The organism is Chryseobacterium sp. MA9, assembly GCF_024399315.1.
Classification (GTDB): domain Bacteria; phylum Bacteroidota; class Bacteroidia; order Flavobacteriales; family Weeksellaceae; genus Chryseobacterium.
This window is the reverse complement of sequence record NZ_CP075170.1, coordinates 4,071,126-4,084,354: the sequence shown is the minus strand read 5'-3', so window position 1 is coordinate 4,084,354 and position 13,229 is coordinate 4,071,126. Positions and strand designations below refer to the sequence as shown.

At 35.7% G+C, this 13,229-nt stretch carries 11 protein-coding genes; 6 read left to right on the top strand and 5 right to left on the bottom strand.

The features are described 5' to 3' along the window. Positions 1-25: 25 nt before the first annotated feature. The 4 genes from ruvA to KIK00_RS18645 form a co-directional block, all read right to left on the bottom strand. Positions 26-610, bottom strand: a complete 585-nt coding sequence (gene ruvA / locus KIK00_RS18660; protein ID WP_255813819.1) for a Holliday junction branch migration protein RuvA — start codon at positions 608-610, stop codon at positions 26-28. Positions 611-802: 192 nt separating this feature from the next. Then, the gene (locus tag KIK00_RS18655) at positions 803-3,094 is read right to left on the bottom strand and encodes an NADP-dependent malic enzyme (protein ID WP_255813818.1); all 2,292 of its coding nucleotides are present in this window, start codon (positions 3,092-3,094) and stop codon (positions 803-805) included. A gap of 16 nt (positions 3,095-3,110) precedes the next feature. Beyond that, positions 3,111-3,962, bottom strand: a complete 852-nt coding sequence (locus KIK00_RS18650; protein ID WP_255813817.1) for an ATPase — start codon at positions 3,960-3,962, stop codon at positions 3,111-3,113. A gap of 85 nt (positions 3,963-4,047) precedes the next feature. Further along, a complete protein-coding gene (locus KIK00_RS18645; protein WP_255813816.1) occupies positions 4,048-4,311 on the bottom strand; it encodes a hypothetical protein in 264 nt (87 codons plus the stop codon). A gap of 362 nt (positions 4,312-4,673) precedes the next feature. On the opposite strand from KIK00_RS18645, the gene KIK00_RS18640 reads away from it, so the two are divergent. The 4 genes from KIK00_RS18640 to KIK00_RS18625 all read left to right on the top strand — a co-directional run bounded on the left by KIK00_RS18640 (position 4,674) and on the right by KIK00_RS18625 (position 8,400). After that, entirely contained in the window at positions 4,674-5,132 is a 459-nt protein-coding gene (locus KIK00_RS18640) for a GtrA family protein (protein ID WP_255813815.1), read from the top strand. A 3-nt stretch (positions 5,133-5,135) separates the two neighbouring features. Next, positions 5,136-5,873 carry a 1-acyl-sn-glycerol-3-phosphate acyltransferase gene (locus tag KIK00_RS18635; protein ID WP_255813814.1) on the top strand — a complete coding sequence of 246 codons (738 nt, stop codon included), beginning with the start codon at positions 5,136-5,138 and terminating at the stop codon, positions 5,871-5,873. A 30-nt stretch (positions 5,874-5,903) separates the two neighbouring features. Continuing rightward, entirely contained in the window at positions 5,904-7,349 is a 1,446-nt protein-coding gene (locus tag KIK00_RS18630) for an MFS transporter (RefSeq protein WP_255813813.1), read from the top strand. A 94-nt stretch (positions 7,350-7,443) separates the two neighbouring features. Then, the gene (locus KIK00_RS18625) at positions 7,444-8,400 is read left to right on the top strand and encodes a DUF3810 domain-containing protein (protein WP_370647715.1); all 957 of its coding nucleotides are present in this window, start codon (positions 7,444-7,446) and stop codon (positions 8,398-8,400) included. A gap of 433 nt (positions 8,401-8,833) precedes the next feature. Here KIK00_RS18625 and KIK00_RS18620 read toward each other — a convergent pair whose 3' ends face one another. Then, positions 8,834-8,977, bottom strand: coding sequence for a hypothetical protein (locus KIK00_RS18620; RefSeq protein WP_255813812.1), 144 nt, complete (start codon positions 8,975-8,977; stop codon positions 8,834-8,836). Between the two features lie 341 nt (positions 8,978-9,318). Between KIK00_RS18620 and KIK00_RS18615 the strand changes: the two genes are divergently transcribed. Both KIK00_RS18615 and KIK00_RS18610 read left to right on the top strand, forming a co-directional pair. Continuing rightward, positions 9,319-10,833, top strand: a complete 1,515-nt coding sequence (locus KIK00_RS18615) for a thioredoxin domain-containing protein (RefSeq protein WP_255813811.1) — start codon at positions 9,319-9,321, stop codon at positions 10,831-10,833. Between the two features lie 188 nt (positions 10,834-11,021). Then, positions 11,022-13,217 carry a peptidase domain-containing ABC transporter gene (locus KIK00_RS18610; RefSeq protein ID WP_255813810.1) on the top strand — a complete coding sequence of 732 codons (2,196 nt, stop codon included), beginning with the start codon at positions 11,022-11,024 and terminating at the stop codon, positions 13,215-13,217. Positions 13,218-13,229: the final 12 nt, after the last annotated feature.

Genomic DNA, 13,229 nt, shown 5'->3' with positions numbered 1-13,229 from the left:
GATGCTTACTATTCGCCACCAAATGTTAAATGTTTTTTAAGATTTGTTTAACCAATTCTTCTACCGAGATGCTTGGATTTTGTTTTATAATTTTATCCGCAATCTTCTCGCTCGCACGTTTAGGAATCCCTAAAACTTCTAATGCAGATAACGATTCTTCCTTAATTTTATTATCCACCATCACAGAAATATTCGCGTTTGGATCGCTGTATTTCTGTACTTTATCTTTAAGATCTACGATAATTCTTTCAGCAGTTTTCGCACCGATTCCTTTTGCTTTTTGAATCAGCGCACTGTTTCCGGAAAGTATTGCAGAAGCGATCTCATCAAGGCTTAATGTTGACAGCAGAATCAATGCTGAAACAGCACCCACTCCATTAACGCTTATTAACAGATTAAACATTTCTTTTTCTAAACGTGTGTTAAATCCAAAGAGAAGATGAGCATCTTCACGGATGATCTGCTGGATAAATAAGAAAGTCTGCTGATTCAAAACCAGCGTCTGTGAGGTCATCAAACTGATTCCCACGTAGTAACCAACTCCTTGGACATTGATGACAGCGTAGGTAGGCGTAAGTTCTTGGACGTTGCCTTGTAAAGAAAATATCATTATTAATTTTTAAAACTCCCAAATATAGCAATTTAAACTAATTAATGTTTTCATTTCATGTGCGAATGATTTTTAACTTAAATTTCAAATAAGAATTCAAGGAATTAACAGAAAAGCAAAAGACTCCAAAATATGGAGTCTTTTATTATAGTAACACTGCTTAAAGTGTCGTTTTTTGAATAAGAAATCTGATTAGTTTGATTTCTTTTCTCTTCTTTGAGCATCAAGAACAGCAATTGTAGCAAGGTTGACGATCTCATCTACGCTTGAACGCATCTGAAGAACATGTACCGGCTGCTTTAATCCCATTAAGATAGGTCCTATTACCTGCGCCACTTTCATTCCTCTTATAATTTTGTAAGAAAGGTTAGCACTTTCCAGATTCGGGAAGATGAATGTGTTCGCTGGTGTTGTTCCTAATTTTGAGAAAGGATAATCGCTCAGGTGATCCGCATTCATTGCAAAATCCGGCTGAATCTCACCATCTACAATCATTTTAGGGTATTTCTCATGAAGGATGCTCACTGCTTTAGCCACTTTCTTGGAAGTTTCAGAAATGGCAGCAAAGTTTTCAAATCCAAGCATGGCAATTCTTGGTTCTATAGCAAAAGATTTCACTGTAAATTCTGCCATTTTAGCAATATTCACAAGATCTTCAGAGGTAGGATTCTGATTGATGGAAGTATCTGCGAAGAAAATAGGTTTCTTTTCAGACAGAATCATCATCATTGCCGCTACTTTGTCTACTCCTTTATCTTTTTCAATAACTTCTAAAACAGGACGTAAAACTGAAGTATAGTTTTTAGAGAATCCTACGATAAGACCATCGGTATCACCATGTCTCAGCATAAGAGGTCCGAAATAATCTCTCTGACGAACATATCTCTTCGCTTTGTACTCGTTCATTCCTTTTCTCTGACGAAGTTTCCAAAGGGTTTCTCTGTATTTTTTTCTGTTTTCTTTCTGATCGTCATCGCTTGGATCAATGATTGGAACATCCAGGGTAATTCCGTAACGCTCCATCTGCTCCTTGATGTATTTTTTATCTCCCAGAAGACTTGGATAGGCAATTCCTTCTTCATAAAGGATTTGAGCTGCTTTCAATACGTTATATTCTTCAGCATTTCCAAGGGTGATTCTTTTCGGATTGGATTTAGCACGGCTCTGCATCATTCTTACCAATCTCTCATCTCTTCCCATTCTGTCTAAAAGCTGGTGCTCATATTCTTCAAAATCCGTAATCGTTTTTCTGGCAACACCACTTTCAATAGCTGCTTTCGCTACGGCACTTGATACTTTTGTGATCAGTCTGTTATCAAACGGTTTCGGAATGAAGTAATCTCTTCCGAACTGCAGGTTCTGAACGTTGTATGCTAAAATTACAGCTTCCGGCACCGGTTCTTTTGCTAAATCAGCAATCGCGTGTACGGCAGCCAGTTTCATTTCTTCATTAATCCCTGTAGACTGTACATCCAATGCTCCACGGAAGATATAAGGGAATCCTAATACGTTGTTTACCTGGTTAGGATAATCACTTCTTCCTGTTGCCAGGATTACATCTTTACGAGTTTCAATGGCAAGATCATAAGCAATTTCCGGATCAGGGTTAGCCAGAGCGAATACGATAGGATTTTCGTTCATGCTCAACAGCATTTCCGGAGTCATTACGTTTCCTTTTGATAATCCGACGAAAACATCAGATCCTTTTACAGCATCTTCTAATGTTTCAATATCCGTCTGAGCGATGAAATCTAATTTTTCAGGGGTAAGGTTTTCTCTTTTATGGTTGATAACCCCCTTACTATCACACATCAGGACATTTTCTTTTTTCAATCCTAATGAAATATAAAGCTTCGTACATGCAATAGCTGCTGCACCTGCTCCATTGACCACCATTTTCACTTTATCAATATCTTTATTTGCAATCTGCAAAGAATTGATCAGTGCTGCTGCTGAGATAATAGCAGTTCCGTGCTGGTCATCATGCATCAAAGGAATATTCAACTCCTCTTTCAGTCTTTGTTCTATATAAAAAGCTTCAGGAGCTTTAATATCCTCAAGGTTGATCCCTCCAAAAGTAGGAGCAATCCCTTTTACGATTTCAATAAATTTATCAGGATCTTTTTCATCGATCTCAATATCAAATACGTTGATATCTGCAAAGATCTTGAACAAAAGTCCTTTCCCTTCCATTACCGGTTTTGAAGCTTCAGCACCGATATCTCCCAGTCCAAGTACGGCAGTACCGTTAGAAATTACTGCTACCAGGTTTCCTTTTCCTGTATAATCATAAACAGTTTCCGGTTTATCATGAATTTCCATACAAGGAACAGCTACTCCCGGAGAATAAGCCAATGACAGATCTCTTTGAGAAGAGTGCGGCTTTGACGGGATTACTTCAATTTTTCCTTTGGGTTCTGCTTTATGATAATCTAGCGCGGCCTGGCTAAAGTTCTTTTCGTCACGATTGTTGTTACTTGACATAAAATTTTGTTTTTTGTTAAAGTATATATTTAATGTGGTAATCTACTAAGCTTTCAATTGGTTTCTGCACAACATGTCCCACATTTAAATTAAGTTCTGTAGCTACAGAACGTAGTATATTTTCATAATAATAAGCAATAGAGCCGATGAAATTGATCTCGGCATCTTTTGCTTCCTCATAAGGAAGAACCTGATATTCAAAGAAGCTTTTCATTTCTTCAAACACCATATCTCTGAAATAAGGATGATCTTTTCTTTCGATTACAAATTTGGTAAAGTTTGCCAAATATGCATTTGGTCTTGGAGTATGATACATATTTTTCAATGCATCTTCTACGGTAAGCTGATAGTTTGCTTCAAATTCTGTGTGAAGGTCTGAAGGTAGTTTTTTCATGAAATATCTGCGTACCAATTGCTTTCCGATAGCACTGCCGCTTCCTTCATCCCCAATCAGGAATCCCAGTGAAGGTAATTCTATCTTCAGATTTTCACCGTCAAAAAAACAGGAATTTGATCCTGTGCCAAGAATACACACGATAGCCGGTTTTCCGCTGTATGCTGCATATGCTGCCGCCATCAGATCTTCCTTTACAATAATTTCTGCTTTTCCAAAAACTTTCGTGAGTTCTTCTTCTATGGTTTCACAGTTTTTTTTCACACCGCATCCGGAACCATAAAAAAAGACCTTGGTAATTGAATTTTTAACCGACACCAGATTGCTATTTTTCTGTATCTCAGGAGCGATAAGTTCTCTGTTAATAAAATTCGGATTGAAACCGATTGTTTCTGTTTTCAGAAAAACTTTCTTAAAGTCATCAAGTATTACCCAATCCGATTTAGTAGAACCACTATCTACAATAGCAACCATATTTTAGATTTTAATTTAAGGGTGCTAAATTATGAATTTATCTTCAATTAGCGTTTATAAACAACCTGGAAGCTGTCTAAAATCATTAATGTTTAATCTGTGTCTTTTTTTCGTTGAATTGCAATAGCCAATCTTCTATTTCATCTTCCAGATAAGAAGCCTGTAATACCATTGCATTGATAAAATCATCAGGCACTGGTTCTCCTTTGGAGTTTTCAAGATTCCACAGTTCATCTGACATATTTTCATATTCTGAATACACTCTTTTGAAGCGGGAATTTTCTTTCTCAAGAGCCTCAATATTTTTCTGTTGAAGCTGGAATTTTCTGTATTTGTTTTGACTTTTCATACAAATATTATTAATAATTGGGTCATAAAATGTAGGGGTATATGCTCTTAATCGCGCACTACAAGATAGAAAAAACCATCAACACAAGAAGTTGAAAATGAATTTATTATCAGGTCATTATTACATCATTCTGAATATTAAAATTAGAAATAATTTTTATTAAAAAAAATATTTTAACAACTTTTTTCAGTGTTTAACATATAGTTATAAATTTGCATATCCATATTGTGAAGGTTTGGTATTATTGGCATTCTAAAACGGTTATTAACAGCCGGAATACAGTAAGACCTTTATATTCTGAGGTATAATCATTTCAGTCTTCATACAATATGTACTTATATATTTAGTTTTATATTCATTACATGAAAGAAATACTCTTACGCCAGAAACAGGTTCTTTTCTTCATCATTGCAGGAGGACTGAGTGCCGTTGTAGAAATAGGCAGCTTTAAGATTTTCAGCACTTATCTTCCACATTTCTTTGCAAAGGAAATCAACTTCCATGGTATACATTATCCTTTAAGCAACATTTTTTCTACGAGCTGCGGGATTATTACCAATTATTTCCTGAGTATCTGGTTTGTGTTTGAAAGAGGAAAGCACTCAAAGAAAAAAGAGTTTGTTTATTTTATGGTGGTCTCCTTTTTTTCAACGTTACTCAGTCTAGGTTTTTTCCAGATCTTCTACAGTTTCATATTTAAAGATAATATCAATTTATTTTTTTATACCTTGAGCCCGGAAATGATCAGCAAAATTGCAGCAATATTGCTGGTTTCCATTCTGAATTATTCGGTAAAAAAGAAAGTAATTTTTAACGGTTAGACTGTGACAAAAATTTTAAATTATCTCTGGAGATTCTGGCTGTTGCTGTTAGCATTTTTTCTGACAGTTATTATTGGGATCCCGGTCTATATTTTATCCTTTAACAAAAAGCATTATAAGTACGGCTATAAACTTGTCAGACTCTGGTGTTTCGGAATGTTTTACGGAATGGGTTTCAGATATGATCTCATTAAACTTTCGGAACAGGAGAAAGACAAAAGTATTCCTTATGTTTTCATCTCTAATCATACATCTATCATGGATATTATGCTTACCTGCATTGTCTTTCCAGACCATCCGATATGTTTTGTAGGGAAGAAAGAATTGGTAAAAATTCCTATTTTCGGAACTATATATAAAAGGATATGTGTAATGGTAGACAGGGCAAGTGCAAGAAGCCGTGCTGATGTATACCGCAGGTGCGCCGAGAAAATGGAGGAAGGTAACAGTATTGCTATTTTTCCTGAAGGCGGCGTACCGGACGACACTTCTATAATTCTGGATGATTTTAAGGACGGAGCATTTATGCTGTCCTCAAAACATAACTCTCCTATCGCTGTTTACACCTTTATCGGACTCAAGGAAATGTTCCCTTTTGAAAACTCAAAAGGCTATCCCGGAAGAGTAAAGGTGTATTTCAATGGAATCATTGAGCCTACCGATTCGCCAAAAGACTTAAAGGCAGAGGCTTATGAAGAAATAAAAAAAACCTTAATCAGGTATTCCGTTGAAAGTAAATAGCTATATTTGTTTGTGAAATCTATAATAAATATGTCAAATTATTCTAAACAAACCAATTGGGCCCAATTCATTCCATTGGTTACTGTATTCTTCTTTTGGGGATTTGTAGCAGCCAGTAATGATATTCTGATCCCCGTTTTTCAAAAAGCCTTCAATCTATCTCAAACTGAAAGTATGCTGGTACAGATATGCTTTTATGTAGCGTATACTGTAGGTTCTTTAATTTATATGATTGTATCAAAGAGCCTGAAACAGGATTTGATCAATAAAATCGGGTACAAAAACGGCCTTATTGTGGGGCTTCTTATTTCCGCAATGGGAACCCTATTGTTTTACCCGGCTGCCAATATGCATTCTTTCCCTTTAATGATCTCCGGATTATTTATTGTAGGCTTAGGCTTCTCTCTTCAGCAGATTGTTGCCAATCCGCTTGCTATTGAGGTGGGCCCAACAGAAACAGGATCTCAGAGGTTAACAATGGCTGGGGGAATCAATAACTTAGGAACTACAATAGGTCCGCTTATTGTTGCATTTGCCATTTTTGGTTCTGCAAGCGCAGGCAACACGGAAGCAAGTATAGAAAGTGTAAAAGTACCTTATCTGATATTGGGAGCAGCTTTTGCTCTTGTAGCTTTAATGCTTAAATTTTCTTCTCTTCCTGCTGTAACTCCAACGAATACTGAAAACACAGATGATTCAACTCCGGGAGAGCACAGAAAATCAGCATTTCAGTATCCTCAATTGGTGATGGGAATGATCGCGATCTTCGTGTATGTAGGAGTAGAAGTTTCTACAGCCAGTAATCTTCCGGCTTATATGGAAAAAAACTTAGGCTTTGAAACAAAAGATGTAGCCCCTTATATCTCTTTATACTGGGCATCCTTGATGATCGGCCGTTGGACAGGTGCTGTAGAAGCATTTGATGTGAATGCCGGATTTAAAAAGATCTTAAGATTCTTAGCTCCTTATCTTGCATTTGGTGTATTTTTATTTGTAAATGCTATTGCAAAGCATGATCTGTCTCCTTTCTATGTATATGGGTTCATTATTATTGCTATGATTATCTGCGATATCTTAAGTAAGGGAAATCCTGCAAGAATGCTTTTAATCTTCTCCTTGGCTGGTATTGCAGCTTTACTAATAGGGATGTTCACTACAGGAATGGTGTCTGTCTATGCATTTACAAGCGTAGGTCTTTTCTGCTCTACTTTATGGCCATGTATTTTTGCCCTTGCCATTAATGGACTTGGAAAACACACCAATCAGGGTTCCGGATATCTTATTATGATGATTATGGGTGGAGGTATCGTAAGCTTTATACAGGGGTATATTGCAGATATTACGAATATTCATTTCAGTTATATCGTAGGGGTTATTTGTTTTGCTTATCTTGCATTCTATGCGATCCGTGTAAGTGGGATTCTAAAAGCCCAGGGCATTGATCTTGATAAAATATCTAAAGGTAATGGTCATTAATATAACGAAAACAATATATAAAAAGAAAAGGTTTTGGGCAGGTATATTACTTGCCCAATTTCTTTTGTTTTATGTTTGCTCAAAATCAGAAGTGATGATCTCGTTTTTTGAAAGCTTTTTTGAACTTCAAAAAGGGACGCATCAGGCATTGTTCAGCTGGATTCCATTTTCTATGGGAGATCTTATTTATATCGTATCAGGTGCTGTCCTTTTATATTATTGCATCAGTATATTCAGGAAACAACGAAGACATGATTCTATGCTCAGAATTCTGATCATCATCAATATTATTTACTTTATCTATCAGATCTTTTGGGGAATGTTGTATTTCCAGACTCCTATCATCAAGAAACTTTCAAGCCAGAAAGAACCGGATGTGGAAAAGGCCAAAAAACTTGCTCTTTCTTACCTTGAAAAATGTAAGATAACCAGGCAGGCTGTCCGGGAAGACAGTAAAGGGGTATTCATCATTACAAACCTCAATTCTATACAGCAGGAAATTCTGCATCAACAGGCAAAATTACCTTCTTATATCTCAGATAAAAATGCACCACAGATTTTGGATATTAAACCCAGTTTATTCAAAAATGTAATGAGCTTTACAGGCATTTTGGGATATTACAATCCTTTTACTGCTGAAGCTCAATACAATGCTGAATTACCTTCCACATTCATCCCTTTCACAACGGCGCATGAAAGTTCCCATCAGCTGGGCTTTGCCAGAGAACAGGAGGCTAATTTTGTGGGGTATTTAATAGGCATTCATTCCAGTAATCTTGAGTTGAGATACAGTACTGAGTTTTTTACTTTAAAAAGCCTTTTAAGGTTCATTGTGGAAGAAGATCCGGAGTTCGTCAAGAATATTCTTCATCAATATTCTTCTGCTATGAAAAGAGACCGTATGTATGAAAAGAATTTTGTTCTCAGTCATCAGGGCTGGCTGGATGATTTTTTTGGATACACCAACAACCTCTTTCTGAAAAGCAACCAGCAGGAAGGTTCTGTCACCTATTCTTACTTTATAGATCTTCTCTTAAACTATGAAAAATAAATAAAAAAAGAATCGTATCAGGCGATACGATTCTAAAAACACAAATGATGAAAAAAAATTTATTACCTTGACTTGTTCCCTCATTCAAGGCGATGTAAAAGTACGACATATTTTATAAATACAAAAACATTTATATCCTTTTTTAAAACTTTATGAAAACTTTATGATTTTTTAAGTTTTTTTGAGTTTACACCCCACCCTTACAGATCATAATCAAAAGTATTATTTCATACAAAAAACATCGTTAAACCCCGTATAACCTATTAAATATTTACAAAATCAAACATTTGTTTAAATAAAAAACATTCGGTTTTCACCCTGTTTTCATCGTTTTAAAAAATGGAGTTATCCTCTGCATTTTATGGTATATATCTAATATTTATATTCCAAAAATTTCAAGATTTTTGATCAAAAAACAATAGCCTTTATTATTCTAATTTGTTCCTTTTTTCAAAACAGGAATTTCCAGATAACTGTCATTATACCATTTTATTTCAATGGGTTTCCAGGCATCGTCATCGTTAATCTTTGCTCCAGGTAAAAAGGCAGCATACTTTGTTACAAAGCAAGGCTCCATTTGATTCCCGCAGGTGAAATTTAATGTAAACGATAACCATGAAAAATTTAAAAATACCTGCCTGCGGGAACCGGGTCTTACCTATCTTAAGACCAATTCATTTGAAAAATCCCATATTCTAAAGGTCTTATCTTATCAAATAATACCATTAATCAATCTACTCTAAAACCATAGGGTATATTAGAATATCATATTTCAGAATTGAATTTGGAACCCAATTTTGTGAAATAAAATATTGAAAGTCAAATCTAATCTACCAACAGTCGTTTATATCTCACTAATAAAAGAAAAAAATTTTTGTATATTTAAAACATCTGTGTATTTTAGATAAAAATATTAACATGATTTTTGACAGACTAATTAACCATCTAAAACTCGATAAACAGGAATTCATTTTCCAGTTCAACTCACATCCCAATTATCCATCTGCACTGGCTTTCAGTGATACACTTAACTTTATGGGAGTGAAAAATGACGCTTATGAGCTTGACAAAGAATATTGGGACGAACTTCCGGAAGAATTTATTGCTATTGTTGAAAATTCATTTTCTCTCGTAAAAAAGTCAGGAAACAATTATTCAGTATACTCAGAAAAAGCAAAAACCTTCGGTAAAGAAGAGCTTTATACCAAATCAACTGATTTTGTACTGTTGTTTGAAAAGACGGAAAATGCAGAAAATAAGTTAACCTTCAATTTCAAGCCGGTTCTTTATTTAATTTTTGCTGCTGTTCTCGCCTATTCGTTTATAAGCCAAACTATTTATGAAGCCCTATTCAATCTTCTTTCTTTGGCTGGAGTATATATTTCACTTGAAATCTTTAACCAGAAATTCGGGAATACATCTACCGTAATCGGAAGTATATGTGGAGGCGGAGGAGCTGCTGCCAGCCAGACAGCCAACTCATGTGATAAAATTATAAAGCAGGATAAGACCAGTATTTTAGGTTTAAAATTTGCAGACTTTTCCCTGATCTATTTTGCAGGACTTGCTGTGCTGGGGTTATTTTTACCGGCTACAGCTTATATTGTAAAAGGATTTACCTTTGTTTCTGTACTTGCAATAGGGTATTCTCTATACATTCAGGCTTTTGTAGAAAAAACGTTTTGTAGAGTTTGTCTTTTGATTATTTCAATCCTTGCAGCACAAATAGCAGTAAGCAGTTTATTTTTTGAGAACCTTTCTTTCAGTATCGGAACACTTTTATTGACTGTCATTTTATGGGCTCTCGTATTCTCTGCTGTTATTTATTTCAATACTCTTCTTGAACAAAAAGAAGCTCTTCAAAAATCAAATGCGAAAAACCTTAGATTCAAAAGAAATTATGAACTGTTCAAAAACCAAATGGAACAGAATCCAAAAATCGAATTCCAGGATACTGAAACTTTTGCTGTTGGGAAAAGAGATGCTAAACTTCGTATTTCTATCGTATCCAATCCATATTGTGGTTTCTGTAAGGATGCTCATAAACTGGCAGAAGGCCTTTTGGAAAAATACCCTGATAATATCTCTTTACAGATGAGATTCAATTACAGTCCCGAAAGAGCTCATGAAAAATACACACAGCTTATTTCAGACTTAACTCATATCTACCACAATAAGCCTGAAAAAGAGTTTTTACACGCTGTAGAAGAATGGTTTGAAACTAAGGACGAAAGCAAAATCAATGCTCTTTCCGGAGGAAATGTAACGTCGGAAAACCTGAATCCTCTGGTAGAGATGTCTGCTGAAAACAGTAATGCAGGATTAAACTTCACCCCAATCTTTATCATTAACGGATACCAATTTCCTGACAAGTATGATCGTGAAGATATTTTATTCTTTATTGATGAATTAATAGAAGATGATGAGATTTAGTAAATAAATATCATTCATTTGAAAATTTCACTATCTTAGGAAAAACAAAAAATAACATCTGATAAGGTGTAAAAGAGCAGAAAACAGTGACAAATGGGACTATTTCCGGTTTACCATTTCATTGAAATATAATTGAATTAAAGTAAATGTCGTCACACGCTGACGGCATTTTATAATGAGTAGTAGTTTTGAAAAAAAAGTTTCCTTTTTATAAGCAACCAGATACCAAAGACTGCGGCCCTACATGTCTCAGGATCGTAAGTAAGTATTATGGTAAAAGTATATCTCTGCAACAGATTCGTAACCTTTCCGAAACAACACGTGAAGGAAGCAGCCTTCTTGGGCTAAGCGATGCAGCAGAAAACCTCGGATTCCGATCAATGGGAGTCCAAATAGATTTCAATACCCTCACAGAAGAGGTTCCTTTCCCTTGTGTAGCACACTGGAATAAAAACCATTTTGTTGTTGTATACAAAATTGACAAAAATAATAAAGTATATATTTCGGATCCCAGTTATGGGCTTATTACGTATACGAGAGAAGAATTTATCAAATCCTGGATCGGAGAAAATGCAAACGAAAATACCGAAGAAGGAATTGTTCTGATTCTTGAAACAACCCCGGCATTTTTCCAGACTGAATTTGATGCTGAAGAAAGTAAAGCCAGCTTTACTTTTCTCTCCAAATATCTCCTTAAATATAAAACACTCGTAATCCAACTGGCCATAGGACTTCTGGGAGGAAGTTTATTATCCCTGATATTCCCGTTTCTTACTCAGAGTATTGTAGACGTCGGGATCCAGAACCAGGATATTAACTTTATCTATGTAGTTTTACTAGCACAGATTATGCTGTTTCTTGGAAGAATGGGAATTGAAACTATACGAAGCTGGATTCTTCTTCATCTTTCGGCAAGAATTAATATTTCCATCATCTCCGATTTCTTTATCAAGCTCATGAGGCTTCCGATAAGTTTCTTTGATACGAGAATGACCGGAGATATCATGCAGAGAATAAATGACCACCACAGAATTGAGCAGCTGCTTACAAGTTCATCATTAAATACCTTGTTCTCACTGGTAAATCTTATCATTTTCAGTATTGTTTTGCTGTTTTATGATTACAGATTATTCATTGTTTACCTTGTTGGGGCCATACTGTATATTGGCTGGATCAGTTTCTTCCTGAAAAAAAGAAAGGAACTTGATTACAAAAGATTCTCTCAGGTCTCTCAGGAACAAAGTAAAGTGATCGAGCTCATCAACGGTATGCAGGAGATTAAAATGCATAATGCTGAAAAACAGAAGCGATGGGACTGGGAATTTCTTCAGGTAAAACTATTTAAAATCAGAATAAAATCACTTTCATTAGAACAATGGCAGTCCGTTGGAGGGAACTTTATCAACCAGATGAAAGATATACTGGTAAGTTTCCTTTCTGCAAAGCTGGTTTTAAGCGGAAATCTTACTTTAGGGATGATGCTTTCTGTACAATATATTATTGGACAGTTGAACAGCCCTCTTCTTCAGCTTATCGACTTTATCAAGCAGACTCAGGATGCTAAGATTTCCCTTGAAAGATTAGGGGAAATTCATGATAAAGATGATGAGGAGGATAAAAATGAGCAGTATGCTACAGATATTCCAAAGAAAGACATCGAGATCAAAGATATGTCATTCCGTTATATTGGTTCTGACGTTCCCGTTTTTGAAAATTTAAGTCTTACGATCCCTTATCAGCAGACTACAGCTATTGTGGGAGCCAGTGGAAGTGGAAAAACAACTCTGTTGAAACTGTTAATGAAATTTTATGATCCTGACCAGGGCGAAATCAGAATCGGAAGCACCAATATGAAGAATATTTCTCCAAGATACTGGAGAGATCATTGCGGAGTGGTAATGCAGGAAGGCTATGTATTCAATGATACTATTGCCAATAACATTGCTGTAGGTGAAGATCATATTGACAAACAAAAACTGAGACGTGCTGTAGAAATAGCCAACATCAAAGAATTTATTGAAAGTCTTCCGCTAAGTTATAATACGAAAATCGGAAATGAGGGCGTTGGGGTCAGCGGTGGTCAGAAACAGAGACTATTCATTGCAAGAGCCGTTTACAAATCTCCTGAATATATTTTGTTTGATGAAGCAACATCGGCATTGGATGCCAATAATGAGAAAGTGATCATGGAGAATCTTGAGCAGTTTTTCAAAGGTAAGACAGCAGTAGTTATTGCCCACAGACTTTCCACGGTAAGACATGCGGATAAAATCATTGTACTGGATCAGGGTAAAGTTGTAGAAGAGGGCAGCCATGCAGATCTTGTAGATTTAAGAGGCGAATATTACAGACTTGTAAGAAACCAGCTTGAGTTAGGAAGCTAGCAAACATATAGC

Excerpts from the sequence above, each read along its gene's own strand:
- ruvA (WP_255813819.1), bottom strand. The coding sequence starts at position 610 with ATGATATTTTCTTTACAAGGCAACGTCCAAGAACTTACGCCTACCTAC.
- KIK00_RS18655 (WP_255813818.1), bottom strand. The coding sequence starts at position 3,094 with ATGTCAAGTAACAACAATCGTGACGAAAAGAACTTTAGCCAGGCCGCG.
- KIK00_RS18650 (WP_255813817.1), bottom strand. The coding sequence starts at position 3,962 with ATGGTTGCTATTGTAGATAGTGGTTCTACTAAATCGGATTGGGTAATA.
- KIK00_RS18645 (WP_255813816.1), bottom strand. The coding sequence starts at position 4,311 with ATGAAAAGTCAAAACAAATACAGAAAATTCCAGCTTCAACAGAAAAAT.
- KIK00_RS18640 (WP_255813815.1), top strand. The coding sequence starts at position 4,674 with ATGAAAGAAATACTCTTACGCCAGAAACAGGTTCTTTTCTTCATCATT.
- KIK00_RS18630 (WP_255813813.1), top strand. The coding sequence starts at position 5,904 with ATGTCAAATTATTCTAAACAAACCAATTGGGCCCAATTCATTCCATTG.
- KIK00_RS18625 (WP_370647715.1), top strand. The coding sequence starts at position 7,444 with ATGATCTCGTTTTTTGAAAGCTTTTTTGAACTTCAAAAAGGGACGCAT.
- KIK00_RS18620 (WP_255813812.1), bottom strand. The coding sequence starts at position 8,977 with ATGGAGCCTTGCTTTGTAACAAAGTATGCTGCCTTTTTACCTGGAGCA.
- KIK00_RS18615 (WP_255813811.1), top strand. The coding sequence starts at position 9,319 with ATGATTTTTGACAGACTAATTAACCATCTAAAACTCGATAAACAGGAA.